Source organism: Pseudarthrobacter phenanthrenivorans, assembly GCF_036455295.1.
GTDB lineage: Bacteria > Actinomycetota > Actinomycetes > Actinomycetales > Micrococcaceae > Arthrobacter > Arthrobacter phenanthrenivorans_C.
In genome coordinates, this window is sequence record NZ_JAYXNX010000015.1 from 1 (window position 1) to 16,632 (window position 16,632).

12 protein-coding genes are annotated in these 16,632 nt (G+C 65.7%); 6 read left to right on the forward strand and 6 right to left on the reverse strand.

Going from position 1 to position 16,632, the window contains the following annotated elements; genetic code table 11:
* The first annotated feature begins 226 nt into the window (after window positions 1–226).
* From VXJ37_RS16850 to VXJ37_RS16865, 4 genes are all read left to right on the forward strand, one after another.
* On the forward strand, window positions 227–511 hold the full coding sequence (locus VXJ37_RS16850) for an HU family DNA-binding protein (protein WP_011693739.1): 285 nt from the start codon (window positions 227–229) through the stop codon (window positions 509–511).
* A 112-nt stretch (window positions 512–623) separates the two neighbouring features.
* The gene (locus VXJ37_RS16855) at window positions 624–2,792 is read left to right on the forward strand and encodes a cytochrome c oxidase assembly protein (protein WP_331324193.1); all 2,169 of its coding nucleotides are present in this window, start codon (window positions 624–626) and stop codon (window positions 2,790–2,792) included.
* Window positions 2,792–4,816 carry an NHL domain-containing thioredoxin family protein gene (locus tag VXJ37_RS16860; protein WP_331324194.1) on the forward strand — a complete coding sequence of 675 codons (2,025 nt, stop codon included), beginning with the start codon at window positions 2,792–2,794 and terminating at the stop codon, window positions 4,814–4,816. The genes VXJ37_RS16855 and VXJ37_RS16860 overlap by 1 nt, the downstream gene beginning before the upstream one ends.
* A 169-nt stretch (window positions 4,817–4,985) precedes the next feature.
* Complete coding sequence (locus tag VXJ37_RS16865; protein WP_331324195.1) at window positions 4,986–5,855, forward strand: DUF559 domain-containing protein; 870 nt, start codon at window positions 4,986–4,988, stop codon at window positions 5,853–5,855.
* A gap of 68 nt (window positions 5,856–5,923) precedes the next feature.
* Here VXJ37_RS16865 and VXJ37_RS16870 read toward each other — a convergent pair whose 3' ends face one another.
* Both VXJ37_RS16870 and VXJ37_RS16875 read right to left on the reverse strand, forming a co-directional pair.
* A complete protein-coding gene (locus tag VXJ37_RS16870) occupies window positions 5,924–6,916 on the reverse strand; it encodes a hypothetical protein (RefSeq protein WP_331324196.1) in 993 nt (330 codons plus the stop codon).
* 156 nt (window positions 6,917–7,072) lie between these two features.
* Window positions 7,073–8,857, reverse strand: coding sequence for a helicase HerA-like domain-containing protein (locus VXJ37_RS16875; RefSeq protein WP_331324197.1), 1,785 nt, complete (start codon window positions 8,855–8,857; stop codon window positions 7,073–7,075).
* Window positions 8,858–9,299: 442 nt separating this feature from the next.
* Between VXJ37_RS16875 and VXJ37_RS16880 the strand changes: the two genes are divergently transcribed.
* Window positions 9,300–10,649, forward strand: a complete 1,350-nt coding sequence (locus VXJ37_RS16880) for an MFS transporter (protein ID WP_331324198.1) — start codon at window positions 9,300–9,302, stop codon at window positions 10,647–10,649.
* Window positions 10,650–10,882: 233 nt separating this feature from the next.
* Here VXJ37_RS16880 and dctA read toward each other — a convergent pair whose 3' ends face one another.
* Entirely contained in the window at window positions 10,883–12,193 is a 1,311-nt protein-coding gene (gene dctA, locus VXJ37_RS16885; protein ID WP_331324199.1) for a C4-dicarboxylate transporter DctA, read from the reverse strand.
* A 55-nt stretch (window positions 12,194–12,248) separates the two neighbouring features.
* Complete coding sequence (locus VXJ37_RS16890) at window positions 12,249–13,388, reverse strand: PrpF domain-containing protein (RefSeq protein ID WP_331324200.1); 1,140 nt, start codon at window positions 13,386–13,388, stop codon at window positions 12,249–12,251.
* 128 nt (window positions 13,389–13,516) lie between these two features.
* Between VXJ37_RS16890 and VXJ37_RS16895 the strand changes: the two genes are divergently transcribed.
* A complete protein-coding gene (locus tag VXJ37_RS16895) occupies window positions 13,517–14,422 on the forward strand; it encodes a LysR family transcriptional regulator (RefSeq protein ID WP_018772062.1) in 906 nt (301 codons plus the stop codon).
* A gap of 40 nt (window positions 14,423–14,462) precedes the next feature.
* Here the strand turns inward: VXJ37_RS16895 and VXJ37_RS16900 are convergent, their stop codons facing one another.
* Both VXJ37_RS16900 and VXJ37_RS16905 read right to left on the reverse strand, forming a co-directional pair.
* Complete coding sequence (locus VXJ37_RS16900) at window positions 14,463–15,422, reverse strand: serine hydrolase domain-containing protein (protein ID WP_331324201.1); 960 nt, start codon at window positions 15,420–15,422, stop codon at window positions 14,463–14,465.
* 83 nt (window positions 15,423–15,505) lie between these two features.
* Window positions 15,506–16,624, reverse strand: coding sequence for an ABC transporter substrate-binding protein (locus tag VXJ37_RS16905; protein WP_331324202.1), 1,119 nt, complete (start codon window positions 16,622–16,624; stop codon window positions 15,506–15,508).
* Between the last annotated feature and the right edge of the window lie 8 nt (window positions 16,625–16,632).

The following is a 16,632-nucleotide window of genomic DNA, read 5'->3' on the forward strand; positions in this document are numbered from 1 at the left end:
CTCCCACATTTAACAACCAAGCAACCACACACCCAAACCCCACAACGCCCAAAAGTGGCCCTGACTGGTCGCGAATAGGTCCCGGATTCGGTGATTAACCTCAAAAAGTCCCGGAAACACGCGGAATTTGCGGCCCCGAACCGCCCAAGCTGGTAAGTTTTCGGACAGTGGCTTGTGCGCACACCGCGTGCGGGCTTCAGAATCAGAACCGTCCAGGAGGACATAAATGGCTAAGAACCGTAGTGAACTTGTTGCAGAGGTAGCAGGCAAGGCCGGCACCAGCCAGGCTGCCGTCAACTCCGTCCTCGATGCACTGTTCGAGGTTTTCGAGACTTCTGTCGCCGCGGGCGAGAAGATCACCATCCCGGGCTGGCTTGCCGTCGAGCGCACCGACCGTGCAGCACGTACCGGCCGCAACCCGCAGACCGGCGAGACCATCCAGATCGCAGCAGGCCACAGCGTCAAGCTGACCGCCGGCTCCAAGCTGAAGGCTGCTGTCTCCAAGAAGTAGAACCCGTCCGTCCGGCAGGCAGCCGGACGGAAAAGGAGCGGCAACCAGCTGGTTGCCGCTCCTTGGCGTTTAACCCGGATTCGCGGCCCGGGCAGGCGTAGCGGACAATGGAGTGGTGTCTTCTGCCGCAAAACCTCGTTCCACCCCTCCCCAGTCCGATCCCGGCAAGGGAGCTGCGGTCCCGGACGCCGGAGTCCGGGGGATCACGCTGCCGTGGCAGCTGGCAGGGCTTGCAGCGCTCTTCCTGGGCCTCGCAGCCGCGCTGATCTTCTCCGGCGCGGCAGCAGCCCGCAGCGTGGCCGATCCCGGCGCCCTGGTCCGCTGGGGGCTTCCCGTCAGCAAGGCTATCCACAACGTGTCCCTGGCGACCGTCGTCGGAGGCCTGATCTTCGCCGTCGGCATCCTGCCCAGGAACCTCAAAGGCCGCAACCCCAGCCCGCGGGGAAAGGAAACCCAGGGCGGCGCGGAACCTGAGCATCCCGCCTTCACCCGGGCGCTGGCCGTGGCAGCCGTGGCCGGGGCGGTGTGGACGTTGTCCGCCATCGCTGTCCTGGTGCTCACGTATGCCGACATAGCGGGGCAGGGGCTGTCCAGCGACCCCGCCTTTACCCAGGCGCTCGTGTACTTCATGACGGACATCGAAACGGGCCGGGCCTGGCTCGCCGTCGTCATCATTGCCGCAGTGGTGACAACAGCCCTCTTCGGCGTCCGCTCCCTTGGCGGCCTGGCCCTTACCCTCATCCTTGCCCTCAGTGGGCTGGTACCCACGGCGCTGATCGGGCACTCCTCGAGTTCGTCGGACCATGAAGGTGCCATCAACTCACTCGGCCTGCACCTGGTGGGCGTCAGTACGTGGGTGGGCGGCATCATCGTCCTGGCCCTGCTGTCCGGGATCCTGGCCGGCCCCAAGCCCGGGGCAGCAGCAGACATCACCGAACCCACGCTCCGCCGGTTCTCCACCCTCGCCGGCTTCGCGTTCGTCCTGGTCTTTGCCTCCGGCGTCATCAACGCCAGCATCCGCGTCACCAGTTGGGCGGATCTTTTCGGTTCCGCCTACGGCCAATTGATTCTGGCCAAGACCGCAGCCGCGGTGGTGCTGGGCGGAGTGGGCTTCATGCACCGACAGTGGGTCATCCCGCAGTTGGGGCGCAAGGGCTCCACCATGTCCTCCAGGCGCGTTCTGTGGCAGCTCATCCTGGCCGAACTCCTCATCATGGGCGTCACCTCCGGCATCGCGGTGGCCCTGGGCCGTTCAGCTCCGCCCCAGCCCACCGAACTGGCGCCGGACGCCTCACCGGCTTTCATCCTGAGCGGCTACGAGCTGCCGCCGGAACTGACGCCCATCCGGTGGCTGACCGAGTGGCGGCTGGACTGGATCTGGGTCGGCGTGGCCCTGTTCGGCCTGGTCACCTATTTCATGGGAGTGGCCAAGGTACGCCGCCGTGGCGACTCCTGGCAGTGGTTCCGGTCGGTGAACTGGGTGATCGGCCTGGTGGTGCTGACGTACATCACGTCCGGGCCGCCGTCGGTATACGGCCGCATCCTGTTCTCCGCGCACATGATGGACCACATGGCCCTGACCATGGTGGCGCCCATTTTCCTGGTGCTTGGTGCACCGGTGACGCTGGCCCTGCGTGCACTGCCCGCCCGCGGGGACGGTTCACGCGGTATGCGCGAATGGATCCTGGTCTTCGTGCATTCGAAGTTCTCGCAGCTGGTGACCCACCCGCTGTTCGCCGCAGCCAACTTTGCCGGTTCCATCATCCTCTTCTACTACTCGGATCTCTTCGGTTACGCGATGCGCGATCACGTGGGCCACGAGTTGATGAACCTGCACTTCCTGCTGACCGGCTACATCTTTGTGCTGACGATGATCGGCACGGACCCGCTGCCCCGACGAGCGCCGTACCCTATGCGTCTGCTCCTGCTTCTGGCCACCATGGGCTTCCACGCGTTCTTCGGCGTCTCCATCATGGGCGGTACCGGGCTGCTGGCTGCTGACTACTTCGGCAACCTCGGACGCGCTTGGGGACCGTCGGCCCTCGCGGACCAGCAGGCCGGCGGTGCGGTGGCCTGGGGCATCGGCGAGGTGCCAACGCTGCTCGTGGCGATCGGCGTTGCCGTCATGTGGTCCAGGTCGGACCAGCGGGAGACCAAAAGGGTGGACCGCGCGGCGGACAGGAATAACGACGCCGATCTGACCGCTTACAACGATATGTTTGCCAAATTGGCCGAACGCGATGCCAAGCTGGCTGAACGCAACAAGCTGGAAGGACGCTGATGAGCGAAACCGTACGCACGCATGCCCGGGTCCGGGCCTCCGAACTCGTGGGCCGCAACTGGTTGAACACCGGCGGCAAGAGCCTGGATCTCGAGGCCCTGCGCGGCAAGATCGTGCTGCTCGATTTCTGGACCTTCTGCTGCATCAACTGCCTGCACGTGCTGGACGAGCTGCGGCCCCTGGAGCAGCAGTACTCCGACGTCCTGGTCACCGTCGGGGTCCATTCGCCCAAGTTCGAGCACGAGGCGGACCCGGTTGCCCTGGCCGCCGCCGTGGAACGCTACGAGATCCACCACCCCGTCCTGGACGATCCCGAGCTGGACACCTGGAAGGCGTACACCGCCCGCGCGTGGCCTACCCTGGTGGTCATCGACCCCGAGGGCTACATCGTTGCGCATCTTTCCGGCGAGGGGCACGCCGACGGACTCGCCGTGCTGATCCCGGAACTGATCGCCGAGCACGAGGCAAAGGGCACCCTCCACCGCGGGTCCGGCCCGTATGTGGCCCCGGAGGCGACGTCCGGCACCCTGCGCTTCCCCGGCAAGGCATTGTTCCTGCCGCCGGGCCGCGGTTCGGCTTACTTGGCTGGAACGGCCGACGGCGGCACGCCAGCAGGTGCCCCGGCCAACGCTGCTGCGGAGAAGGGGTCCTGGCTGGTCACCGACACCGGCCACCACCGGTTGGTGGAACTCGGCACCGACTTCGACACCGTCCTTGCGACCTTCGGCTCGGGCACCAAAGGCTACGCCGACGGCCCGGCAGCAGGGGATACCGCCAGCGCGCAGTTCAACGAGCCGCAGGGCCTGGTCCTGCTGCCTGAAGACGTGGCAGCCCAGGCGGGCTACGACGTCGTAATTGCTGACTCGGTCAACCACCGCCTGCGCGGACTCTCGCTCACGGACGGCAAGGCTTCCACCTTGGCCGGTAACGGCATCCAGCGCCTGCTGGAGACCGGTCCGGCGCGCGTTGACGAGGAAGGCGCCGGCTTCAGCGGCTCCCTGGGCAACGACCCGCTGGACGTGGCGCTGAGCTCGCCGTGGGACGTGGTGTGGTCACGCAAGCTGAATGCCGTGGTGGTGGCGATGGCCGGCACGCACCAGATCTTCAGCTTCGACCCCCTCACCGGCGCGGTGTCCATCATCGCCGGCAACGGCCTGGAAGGGCTGTTGGATGGTCCCGCCCACGAGGCCTGGTTCGCCCAGTCCTCCGGCCTGGCCGAGGACGCGGACGGCAACATCTGGGCGGCGGACTCCGAAACCTCAGCCCTCCGCAAGCTGGTCATCTCGGACGACGCGTCCATCACCGTGGAGTCCGCCGTGGGCAAGGGCCTGTTCGACTTTGGCTTCCGCGACGGCCCCGCCGCCGAAGCCCGCCTCCAGCATCCGCTGGGCGTCACCGTCCTGCCCGACGGCTCCGTGGCCATCGCTGACACCTACAACGGAGCCGTGCGCCGCTACGACCCCGCGTCCGGCACCGTGTCCACGCTGGCCCGCGGCCTCGCCGAGCCGTCCGACGTGATTGTGGACCACACGCAGTCCGCGGGCTCGGAGCCGCTGCTGGTAGTGGTTGAAGCCAACAAGCACCAGTTGGTGTACGTGCCCATCCCCAAGGAAGCGCAGCAGGTGGACGAGGGCGCATCTCAGACCCACCGGCCCAAGAGCCCCGTGGCTCCCGGCCCGTTGGAGCTGACCGTCCGCTTCACCGCCCCCACGGGACAGAAGCTTGATGACCGCTGGGGCGACCCCACCCAGCTGAAGATCTCCTCCACCCCGCCCGAGCTGCTGGTGTCCGGCGGAGGAACCTCCGTGGGGCTGCTGCGCACCCTGGAGCTGTCCCCGGATGTTCCCGAGGGCGTGCTGCACATCACCGCCCGCGCCGCTGCCTGCGACGGGCCCGAAACCGAGGACGGCGAGATCCCGGACCACGCCGCCTGCCACCTTTACCAGCAGGACTGGGGTATCCCGGTGGTCCTGCAGGCCGACGGCGACACCGAACTTGTCCTGGACCTCCGCGGCATGGACTGATCCCGTTCCCACCTGCTGAACTGGCCCAGTTTTCAGGCATTTAAAGCCTGAAGACCGGGCCAGTTCTGTTATTGCAGCGCCAAAACTGGGCCAGTCTGCGCGGCCCCCTTGTCCACATAGCGCCCGTGATACCTGCCGGCAGCCTATTGATGGCGGCCACTGTGGGCTGATGGGTCCAATGGATATCCTCTTATCGGCCGGAGGAGTGCTGCTGACGCGCGATGTGCTGGCGGGCGGGGCGACCGAAACTGAGATCAGCCGTGCCATCCGTGGCGGGCATGTAGTGCGACTGGGGCGCGGGCTGCTGGCCCTTCCCGGTGCTGATGCGGAACTGGTGGGCGCAGGACTGGCCCGTAGCCTCCTGACATGCGCCTCGGCCGCCCCGCATTACCGCCTATGGCAGCTTCAACCAGCCGGCCGGCCGCACTACTGGCAAAGCAACGGGAGACGTACCGTCCGCTGTGTCAGCCACCGGCTTCCCCTGACACAGCGGCCCTGTCATCGGACCCTTGCAGCACTTCCCGATGTCCTGATTCACGCGCTGCTGTGCCTGCCCGAACTCGAATCGCTGGTGATGGTGGAGTGCGCCTACAACAGAGGGGACATCGAGCCGTCCTCGCTGTTGCGCCACTTGAAGGGCAACCGGTCAGGCAAGGCACGAAATGTTGTGTCCAAGGTTGAACGCGGCGCAGACTCCCTCCTGGAAACCTTGGCCCGGGTGCTGTTCAGGGATGCCGGCATAGCCACCGAGACCCAGGTGTGGATTGAGGGGGTCGGCCGAGTGGACTTCCTGCTGGAGGGATTCCTCATCGTGGAAATTGACGGGCTCGCCTTCCACCTTGAACCACGTCAGTTCAAAAAGGACCGCCGCAGGGACAACATGGCTGTCCGTCACGGACTACCCGTACTCAGGTTCTTCTATGACGACGTGGTTTACGCCCCGGAATCCGTCCTGGCGCAGGTCCAGGAGGTTCTGGCGCGAGGGTCGTTGCGGTGGCCGCAACCGAACCAGCCCGGTTTTCGGCGCGATTGGGTTTAGGACACTCAAGAACACGGCAGGCATGGCGTCAAAACTGGGCCAGTCCGGCACAGAGAGCCCCGGGCAACCTAGAAGCTCAGCTGCGGGGTGACCTTGACCGTGTCACCCGATACGTCCAGGCGGGTGGTGAAGCTGAAGTCCACCTCCGCGTCCAGCGGGTACCAGGCTCCGGTAAAGGCGTTCTGCTGGAGGGCCTCCACCTTGGCCTTGCCGTCGAGCGGGGCCACCACCCAGCGGCCGTCGAACGGCTCCACCGAGACATTGGGGTATTCGGTCACGGTCCATTTGATGGTGCCGTCCTGGACCCGGTTGTTGCTGGCGTAATAGAAGGGGCAGTCCGGCTGGAGCTTCTGTTCCTTGACGGCCTCCGTCGCGCAGCCGTCCAGGAATTCCCGGACCTTGGCCCCAACATCGGCTTTCAGCTTGTCGGTGGCCTGGGTGAGCAGGTTGAGCGGCGCCACGGGAGTGTCCTTGGAGGTGACGGTGGCCCGGGTGGCGGGTGCGGAGAAGTACTGTCCGTCCAGGGAGGCCTCGTATTCACCGGGGTAGAACACGGCAAAGGAGTTGCGGCCATTTGGCATGTTCACCGGGACACCGTTGACCTGGGCCTCGTTCCCGTTGACCACGGTGATGTCCACTGTGGGCAGCCGCGACGGGACGAAGGCCCACGTGTTGAAGAAGAGCCATTCGGTGCCGGTTTTCTGCAGCAGGAATTCACTGTGCAGGCGGCTGCCGTCGATGGTGTATTCCATAGGCACCATCACCTGGTTGCCCGGGCGCTCCTCGGGGTCGCCGATGTTCACGTTGGTCACCCGCGATGCCGCCGACTGCAGTCCGGCACCATCAAGCATGGCTGCGTTGCTGGGCGGGACCGCCGCCCGCAGGAGGCCCAGCGCCCGGCCACCGTCGCCGCTCTTCAGGGCATCCAGATACTCCCGGACCGGCTGCTGGGGGCTGGCCACCGTATTGTTCACCACGTTGATGGCCACAATGGCTCCGGCAACGGCAAGCATGAGGCCCAGCAGCCATCCGGCCGCGATCCTCACCAACGCTTGACTCATCTGCACGTTCTACACAGTAACGTCAGTGCGGACGCACTCTAAAGTTGGTGTCCCCCCTATTGTGCGCGGCACCACCCCATAAATGCCCGACGGCGGCTCGCGGGGACGGCGTCGGCGCCAGCCTTGGGCAGCCTCCCGGGGACATCCCCGGCAGGGTCAGCGGCGACGTCGCCGGGACGAGGTACCGAACACCCCGCGCAACAGTTCGCGGCCCAGCTGCGTACCCATGGACCGGGCCATACTCTTCAAACCGCCGCCCAGCGCGCCACCAAGAACACCACCCAGGTCACCCATCATGCCGCCGGACTGCGGTTCCGGCTGCCGGGGCTTGGAAGCCCTCGGCGCCCTGGCCCGTGGCTTGGAAGCCCGTGGTTCAGGGCCGCGTGGTTGGCTGTACTCCGGTGAGTCGAATTGAGGCTCGGTATCCTGGGGCACCGGGTCCTGCGGCGGCCTGCTGCTGGGACGGCCCAGGATTTCCTCCTCGATCCGCCGGGCCTCGGCGTCCACGTCATAAGGCGAGGCAGCAGGCGCCTCGGAGGCAGGCGTGCCGGCAGCAGACCCAGGGGCCGCTGGACCAGTGGGTGCCGCGGCCTTGCCGGTGAGCTTCTCGTACGCCGACACGTTGTCCACAGCAGTTCCGTATTTCCCCAGGAGGGCGGAGCCGGCCACCGTGCTGCGGACCAGGGCCTCATCGCTGGGGCCCATCAGGGACTCCGGTGCGCGCAGCCGGGTGAGGGCCACCGGCGTGGGGGCGCCTTTTTCGTTCATGACGGTGATGACGGCCTCGCCGATTCCTGCTGAGGTCAACGTCTCTTCAAGGTCGTAGTCGCTGACCGGGAAGGTGGAGACCGTGGCCTTGAGCGCCTTGGCATCCTCCGGGGTGAACGCACGCAGGGCGTGCTGCACCCGGTTGGCCAGCTGGCCGAGGACATCGGCGGGGACGTCCTTGGGGGTCTGGGTGACGAAGAAGATGCCCACACCCTTGGACCGGATCAGCCGGACGGTGGTGGTGATGGCGTCCAGGAAGGCTTTGGTGGCGCCGTTGAAGAGCAGGTGTGCCTCGTCCAGGAAGAACACCAGCTTGGGCTTGTCCAGGTCGCCGGCCTCGGGGAGGTCCTCGAACAGATCGGCGAGCAGCCACATCAGGAAGGTGGAGAACAGCATTGGCTTGGTCTGCAGGGTGGGCAGCTCCAGGCAGGTGACCACTCCGCGGCCGTCAGGGGCGGTGCGCAGCAGTTCGGCGGTATCAAACTCCGGCTCCCCGAAGAACTTTTCCAGCCCCTGCGCCTCCAGGTTCACGATCTCGCGCAGGATTACGCCGGCCGTTGCCTTGGACAGGCCGCCGAGTTCCTCGAGTTTGTCCTTGCCCTCGTCCGAAGTGAGGAACTGGATGACGGCTCGCAGGTCCTTGAGGTCGGTCAGTTCCAGGCCGTTCCTGTCGGCAAAATAGAAGACCAGCTGCAGGCTCGATTCCTGCGTGTCATTCAGTTCCATGATCCGCGAGAGCAGGATGGGCCCGAATGAGGTGACGGTGGCGCGGACCGGCACACCGTTGCCGTCGCCGCCCAGGGCCAGGAACTCCACCGGGAACGTCTTGCCCGCCCAGGCCTGCCCGATGCTGTCGGTGCGTGCCTTAAGCTTGTCGCTGCCGACGGCGGCAGTCGCCAGCCCGGACAGGTCGCCTTTGATGTCGGCCAGGAACACGGGAACGCCGGCCGTGGACAGCTGCTCGGCCATCATGTGCAGGGTGACGGTCTTGCCCGTACCGGTGGCTCCGGCCACGAGGCCGTGCCGGTTCATCATGGCCAGCGGCAGCCGCACCGGCGCGTCCTTGTGGAGTTCGCCGTCGATGATGGCGGCTCCCAGTTCGATGGTGGCACCTTCCAGCGTGTAGCCCTTCTGGATGGTGGCAAGCTTCTCTGCTGTGGTTTTCGTGGCCATGGCGCCAGCATAGCGGCGGCGGCCCCCGGCCGTCCCGGACCCGGACCGGTCAGCCTGCACCTGACGGTGTGGGAGCAGTGGATGTAAGGAGTGGTGACCATCCGCGGCGGTGTGCGGCGGCGTTCATTGCGCACACGCAATGACAGGAACGGGACCACGCGGCACAATTGCTTCTTCCCCAGCAGTAGAAAGCCTCGAACGTGGGCACCTATCCCTTGCAAAAACGCAATAGTTGCAATTAAATAAAAAGCGTAGTCCGCGTGCGGGGACCGCCGGTGGGCCGGCGGCGCTGGATGTCACGCCGCCGCCGTGCTGACGGTGTCCCCGCAAGGTCCTGCTCATTCCGTCTCCGGGCGGAAGACGGGCCCGACGGGTCCGCGGGAGAGCAACAGCGTGCTGGGGCGCGATCTGATAAGCCACATATTGCGAAGGAGCAATTCTGATGGCACGCAGCGTGACGTCCGCCCCTGCGGTGGGCAATGCACGGTGGAAGCGGCTGATTCCCGTCGCAATCATCGTCTACATCATCTCGTTCATGGACAGGACCAATATCGGGTTCGCCCTCAACGGACTCCACCAGGACCTGGGCATTGATGCGGCCCAACAGGGACTGGCAGCCGGCATCTTCTTCATCGGCTACCTGGTGCTGCAGATCCCGGGCGGTTACCTTGCCGAACATTGGAGTGCGAAGAAGTTCGTCGGCATCATGGTGCTCATCTGGGGTGTCCTGGCTGTCCTTTCCGGATTCATCCAGGACTTCACCCAACTTCTGGTGGTGCGCTTCTTCCTCGGCGTCGCCGAGGCCGGGATCTGGCCGGCCATCCTTGTCCTGATCAGTCACTGGTTCCCGGCCGCTGAACGCGCCCGGGCGTACGCGTTCTGGATGATGAACATCGCCATCGCGTCCATCATCACCGCGCCCCTTTCGGGCTGGATCCTGTCCTTCTCGGACTGGCGGTGGCTCTTCATCATCGAAGGCATCTTCCCGTTCGTCATCGCCGCACCACTGTGGTGGGCCCTGATCGCCGACCACCCCCGGGAAGCCAAGTGGTGCTCGGTCCAGGAACGGGAGTACATCGAAAACGGACTTGCTGCTGACGCAGCGGCGCATCCACAGCAGGAAAAGCTGGGACTGCGCCACGTCATATCCAATTCAGTGGTGTGGCGGCTGACCCTGGTGTACTTCCTCATCCAAATCGGCTTCTACGGCATCAACATCTGGCTCCCCCACGTGATCAAGACAATCACTTCCGGGTCCTCCATGGAGGTTGGCCTCATCACCGCCATCCCGTACGTGCTGGCCATGGTGGGCCTCTGGTACAACGCCAAGGCAGCCGACCGCACGGGCCGCTACTCCACGCACGTGCTCCTCTCGATGGCCGTGGGTGCCGTGGCACTGGTGCTCTCGGTGGCAACCGGGGATAACGTTCCGTTCCTTGCGGTCACGCTGATCAGCATCGCCGTGGCCGGCGCCCTGGCCTACGACGGCCCGTTCTGGGCTTCCGCGTCCCGTGCGATGCCGGTAGCTGTGGCCGGCACCGCCATGGGCCTGATCAACGCGGTGGGCAACCTCGGGGGCTTTGTCGGGCCCTACGTGGGAGGGTACCTCCAGGACCTGACACACGGCAGCTTCCTTGCCACTTCCATCTTCCTGGCCTGTTGCCTGCTGGCTGCCGGCCTGGTGATGCTGAGCCTGCGGCGCGGCGGTGACAGGCCTGTGAAGGGCGTCCTCCCACAGGACGGGCACCATGAAGGGGCCTTGGCGGAAGGATCGCGGAAGAGGATGCACTGACAATGCGCCCACGCGCAGGCTGCCCGGCAGGCAAAAGCCCCTAATCGGTTTCGGGGCTTTGGCAGTAAAAGCAGGTGCCGGCGTCGCAGTCCTCTGCTGACTCCTGCTCCGTTTGGCGCTCACTCATTTCCGGGTCCTTTCCGTGGGATTTTGAAGTAGTACCCCCTCAGGCGTTTGCCCGGGACCCCACTGGGGTCCCGGGCAAACGTTGGGGGTGGTGGCCTGCGTTCTGGCTAGTGCACCAGGGCCGGCTCGGCGAGCTGCACCTTCTCCGCTTCGGTGGGCACGAAGCCTGCCTGGAGCTCGGAGCGCAGCGTGGCCATGTCCAGCTCACCCTGCCATTTGGCGATTGCCACGCAGGAGACGATGTTGCAGACCGTGCTGGTCAGGGCGCGGGCCTCGCTCATGAAGCGGTCGATGCCAACGATGAGGGCCACGCCGGCTACGGGAAGGGTGGGCATGACCGTCAGGGTCGCCACCAGGGCCACGAAACCACTTCCGGTGACGCCGGCCGCGCCCTTGGAGGTCAGCAGCATCATGCCGAGCATCAGCAGGATCTGGCCCCAGCTCAGGTGGATGTCGCAGGCCTGGGCAATGAACATGGAGGCGAGCGTGAGGTAGATGGCGGTGCCGGTGAGGTTGAAGGAGTAGCCGGTGGGGACCACCAGGCCCACAACGCTGCGGTCGCAGCCGATCCGCTCAAGCTTGGACAGCAGGCGCGGCAGCACAGGCTCGCTGGAGGAAGTGGCGAGGACGATCAGGAATTCGTCCTTGAAGTAGCGCAGGATCTGCCACAGGCTGAAGCCGGTCACCTTTGCCAGGATGCCCAGGCCGACCACCACGAAGACGATGCAGGCGGCGTAGAAGGCGAGGATCAGCATGCCGAGGTTTCCGATGGAGTGTGCGCCGTACTTGCCCACGGTGAATGCCATGGCGCCGAAGGCTCCCAGCGGGGCCACCTTCATGATGTAGCCGAACATGATGAAGAGCAGCTTGTTGAAGCTGTTGACAACGTTCAGGGCCAGCTGGCCCGGCGCGCCGAGCTTGCTGAAGGCGAAGCCGCAGAGCAGTGCAATCACCAGCACGGGCAGGACTTCACCGTCGGCGAAGGCACCCACGAACGTGGTGGGGATGATGCTCAGGATGAAGTCCGCGGGGTTGCTGCTCGGCAGCTGGGTGGTGTACTTCTGGGCCACCGATGAATCAAGGTGGGTGGGGTCGATGTGCATGCCCGCTCCCGGCTGGAACAGCATCACGGCTGCCAGGCCCAGGGCCAGGGCGAGTGCCGTCAGGGCGTAGAAGAGGCCAAGCGAGCGGACCAGGGTGGGGCCCACCTTCTTGGTGTCCCGCAGGGAGGTGATGCCTCCGACGATGGTGCAGAACACGATGGGGGCGATCATGAACTTCACGAGTTTCACGAAACCGTCGCCGATGGGCTTGAGCGATGCGCCGAGGTCCGGCCACAGGGCGCCCACAACGACGCCGAGGGCAACTCCGATAAGTACCTGGACATACAGGTGTCCGAGGATGGATTTGATCTTCATTGAACAACTTCCTGCTTAGTGCGGCCCCAATAATGATGGGGCAAAGAGAGGGTGGTTAGGCGGACAGCTCAGCGGCCGGGGCCACATCGATATCTGCGGTAGCGATGTGCCGGGCTGCCCGGTGGAGAGCCACCTCGCTGACGGTGCCGGTGTCATCGGAGATGATTTCGGCGGTGATGACGCCGGCCGGCGTTCCTATCCGCAGCACACGGGGGATACCGGCGCTGGTGGGTGCCTGGCCTGCGGCGTTTGCCACGACGGACGACTGGAGCGAGGCTGCCAGGGAAACTGCCACGGCTGATGTCAGGCCGATGGCCGGGTGGGGTGCGAGCATTGACAGCATGCGCACCCGGACGTCATGGCTGTCGGCGGTGATGGTTGTTCCGTCTGCGGCGGTGTAGTCGCCCGCGGGCGCCACAACACCCACTTTCGGAACAGCGTTCTGGGGCGGATCCTCAGGCTTCCGCAGGCCCATGATGAGACCGGCTGAGGCCCGGGCCGCAATGAGGGTGGGCAGCTGGCCGTTGAGGGTGTCCGTCATTGAGGAAAGATCGACGCCGGCCTCGTCGGCTGCGAGCAGTACGGCTGGTGCGCCTGCGTCCACCATCGTGGCGCTGAGCGTGGTGCCGTTCACCTCGAGCTGGTCCATTGCGTTGCCGGTGGGCAGGAGTGCACCCGTGTTCTGGCCCCAGGGGCCGTGGAACGAGAGGCTGACGGGAACACCGGCCGCGCTGCTGCCCGGAACCCTGGCCAGGCCGGACTTGGGAATGTGCCGTCCGGGGGTGGGAACCGTTCCGCTGAGCACGGCGCCGGAGGTGAGGTGGCGCATGCGCACCTTCGTCATGCCGTCCTGCGCTTCCACGATGCCTGTCTGCACTGCGAACAGGGCAATGGCGGTGGCGCAGTTGCCGCAGTTGGAGCCGAGTTCAACGGTAGGGTCACCGATCCCGACCTGGGCGAAGAGGTAGTCAAGGTCTGCCTCGGCATCCGGGGTTGCCCAGATGACCGCAGCCTTTGACGTGGTGGAGGTTCCGCCGCCGACGCCGTCCAGCTGCCGCGCATCGGCTGCGCCGAAGGCGGCTGACAGCAGTGCGGGGATTTCCTCGCGGGTGGGGGCGTGGAGGGCCACGTCCCTGGCATCGAAGAGCCAGCACTTGCTGGTGCCGCCCCGGTACCAATGTCCTTTGAGTCCCACTGTATTTCTCCCTCGTAACTTGCAGGTGCTCTACTTCACAGCACCTTGTACTTCTACGATCCGGGATAGTAGCCTTCAGCACAATCGCAAATAAATGGACGACTATCTACTTTTGCTAAACTCAGTGCATGGCAATCCTCGATCTCCACCGGCTCCATGTGCTTCGCGAGGTGGGCCGTTCCGGCTCCCTGACCTCCGCTGCTGCCGCCCTGTCCTTCACCACGTCGGCGGTCTCGCAGCAGATCGCGAAACTCGAGCAGGAGATGGGCGTGGTCCTCATCGAGCGCCATCCCCGGGGCGTGGTCCTGACCGAGGCGGGGCACGCCCTGCTGCACTACGCCGACGACATCGACAGGACGGTTGAAGCGGCCCGGGCCGAAATGGGGGAGTTCGCGGGCCTTCGGCGGGGCCAGCTCCGGCTGGGAACCTTTCCCACCGGCGGGGCCTCCCTGATGCCGGACGTTGTACTTGCGTTCCGCGCCCGCCACCCCGAGGTGGCAGTGACGGTGGTCAGCGCCCGCAGGGACGGCCTGCTGGAACGGCTGCGGCGGCGCGAAATCGAACTGACGCTGCTATGGGACTACCCCTGGCAGCAAATCGAGGACCCTGACCTGGCCCTGGTCAGGCTGACGAACGATCCGACAGTGCTGCTGGTGCCGCGGGAGCACCCCATTGCAAAACTGGGCTCGGTCCGCATCGGCGCATTGAGCGACCAGGAATGGGTGGTGCGCGACGAGCACCCCGTGGCCGACGTCCTCAGCCGGGTGTGCCGCGATGCAGGGTTCGAGCCGCGGATCGCCTTCGCAGCCAACGATTACCAGGAGACTCAGGGCATGGTGGCGGCAGGCATCGGGATCGCACTGGCACCCAGGCTGGCGCTGACGGCCCTGCGCCCCGACGTCGTGGCGGTCCCGCTTGCCGGGTCCCCGAAACGCCGCATCCTCCTTGCCCACCTGGCGAACCGCCGGCTCAGCCCGGCCGCGCAGCAGGCAACCAAGGTGTTCCGTTCCATCGCCAAGGGCGCGGCTTCCTGACAAAGGAGGGGCCGGCGTCGTGCACTGTCTTTCCTGACGCCTACCGGGCCAGTGGGCCGGCAACCAGCGCACGGGCCAGGTCCATGAACTCGGCGTGGGTCACCGGAGCCGGGGACGCCGTCGAAGCCGCCGGACGGGTGTTCCGGGCGATGGCGAAGCTGTCACTGACGAAGCGCCGGTGCACGATGACGCCGCCGATGGCCGGAAGTACCAGCAGGAACTGGCCGAAGTTCCCCGCTGCCAGGAAGGCTCCCTCCCACTGCGGGCCCTCCTCCCGCGGCAGCCACCAGAGGTAGCCGTAGTCGCAGTTGCCAAAACCGGTACCCGGTGCCATGTCCGCCCGCCTGACGTGGGTGGCCACGCTTTCCCTGACCCACTCCCGGGGTACGAGTTGCCGGCCCTCCCACTGTCCTTCAGCAGCCATGAGCAGCCCGATCTTTGCCAGGTCCCGGGCGGAGAGGAAGAGGTGGTAAGCCGGGAAGGCGGACTTGGCGGCGTCGCCGAGCATCAGCTGGCGTGCGGGGTCGTAGTCGTCGAATCCCAGCGGACCTGCCAGATATTTCCCGAACGCGTCGAAGACGGAGAGCCCGCTGATTTTCGCGAAGATGGCGCCTGCTGCGTTGAAATCCCAGTTGTTGTAGAGGAAATACTGCCCCGGCGCCTTAGTGCCCCGCGCGGGGAACGCATGCTCGTCGCTGCCAGGGCTGGAGGGCGGATGGTAGACCCCGGAACGCGAGGTCAGGAGGTCACGGAGCCGGGCCGTCCGTTCGATGGGCAGCAGGCCCCCCACATCGTCGACGCCGAGCTCATCGAGTGTGGCGTCGAGGCTGACCCTGCCGGCCGCCACCTGGAGACCGAAAAGGATCGAGAGCAGGCTTTTGCGGACCGACGCCGCGTAGCCGGCGCGGGTGGTGTCGCCGAGTTCCAGGATGGTGGCTCCGTCCTGGAGGACCAGCAGGGACGAGGTATTCCGGGGCATCGGAAGTGCACGGGCGGTCACGGGACTCCTGTGGCGTGGATGAAACAAAAAGCCGTGCCTGGGGACCCGGCGGAGGCCGGGTCCCCAGGCACGGGATGACGGGCTTACTTGGTGTAGCCGAAGACCTGGTTCCACTTGGCCAGGTCGTCCTTGCCGAACGTGACGGCGTCGCTGTTCTGCATCCGGTAAACCTTGCCGGAATCGATGGCGGGGAGGGTCACGCCCATGATGGTGGGGGGTGCCACGTCCGTGCGGACCGGGTATTCACCGATCTGCGAGAAGACCTGCTGGCCCTGCTTGGAAAGGTTGTAGTTCATGAAGACCTTCGCGGCTTCCACGTTCACGGCCGTGCCCGTCGTGCCCAGGTAGTAGTCATAGGAGACCAGTCCTTCTTCCGGGACAATGAACTTAACCGGTGCCTTGTCCTGCACAGCCGAGATGTTGGTGCCGCTGATGGTCACCGTGCCCACGGCCACTTCGCCGCGGGCCAGGGCGGTGGCCTCAGCTCCCAGGGAGTCGTAGATCTTGGGCTTCTGCGCGGCGTACTTGGCAAAGTAGTCGCCGCCCATCTTGGTTTCCATGAACCGGTTCAGGGCCGCGGTGCTGCCGCCCGAGCCGCCCTGGACGATGCCGATCTTGCCCTGCCATTTGCCGCCCACTGCGTCAGCCCACGACTTGGGGGCATCGGCTTCCTTCACCAGCTGGGTGTTGTAGCCCAAGGTGTACACCGAGTTGAACATGCGGGTGAACTGGCCCCCGTCCACCGAGACATCCTTAAGGGCCGAGGCGCCGGGGACGTCGTAGGCCTTCCAGACTTTGGCATCCTCCATGGACTTGGCGATCCGGTAGTCGGAGGTGCGGATCACGTCGGCGCTGAGCTTGCCCGCGCCCTGCTCGGAGAGCACGCGTTCGGACAGCTTGTTGGGGGTGAGGCGGACGACGTTGACCTTGATGCCGGTGTCCTTGGTGAAGGCGTCGACCAGGGCGCTCTCAGAGGAATCGGTGTATCCGGAGTAGAGGGACAGCGTCTGGGTCTTGGCCTTTTCGTAGGTGGCCTTGTCAGCGATGGATTCGCCGTTGATGACCAGCCCGTCGTCGGTCTTCACGGCCGCACTGGCCGTGACGACGCCGGCACTCTGGGCTGCGCTTCCACAGCCAGTCAGGCTGAGGGCCAGGAGCACTCCGGCGGCGGTGAGGGCGGGGAGCTTGGACGCTAACTTCATTGTGGGTG

Coding starts and splice junctions, on each gene's coding strand:
- VXJ37_RS16870 (WP_331324196.1), bottom strand. CDS start 6,916: ATGAGTCAAGCGTTGGTGAGGATCGCGGCCGGATGGCTGCTGGGCCTC.
- VXJ37_RS16895 (WP_018772062.1), top strand. CDS start 13,517: ATGGCAATCCTCGATCTCCACCGGCTCCATGTGCTTCGCGAGGTGGGC.
- VXJ37_RS16905 (WP_331324202.1), bottom strand. CDS start 16,624: ATGAAGTTAGCGTCCAAGCTCCCCGCCCTCACCGCCGCCGGAGTGCTC.
- VXJ37_RS16865 (WP_331324195.1), top strand. CDS start 4,986: ATGGGTCCAATGGATATCCTCTTATCGGCCGGAGGAGTGCTGCTGACG.
- VXJ37_RS16850 (WP_011693739.1), top strand. CDS start 227: ATGGCTAAGAACCGTAGTGAACTTGTTGCAGAGGTAGCAGGCAAGGCC.
- VXJ37_RS16875 (WP_331324197.1), bottom strand. CDS start 8,857: ATGGCCACGAAAACCACAGCAGAGAAGCTTGCCACCATCCAGAAGGGC.
- VXJ37_RS16880 (WP_331324198.1), top strand. CDS start 9,300: ATGGCACGCAGCGTGACGTCCGCCCCTGCGGTGGGCAATGCACGGTGG.
- VXJ37_RS16860 (WP_331324194.1), top strand. CDS start 2,792: ATGAGCGAAACCGTACGCACGCATGCCCGGGTCCGGGCCTCCGAACTC.
- dctA (WP_331324199.1), bottom strand. CDS start 12,193: ATGAAGATCAAATCCATCCTCGGACACCTGTATGTCCAGGTACTTATC.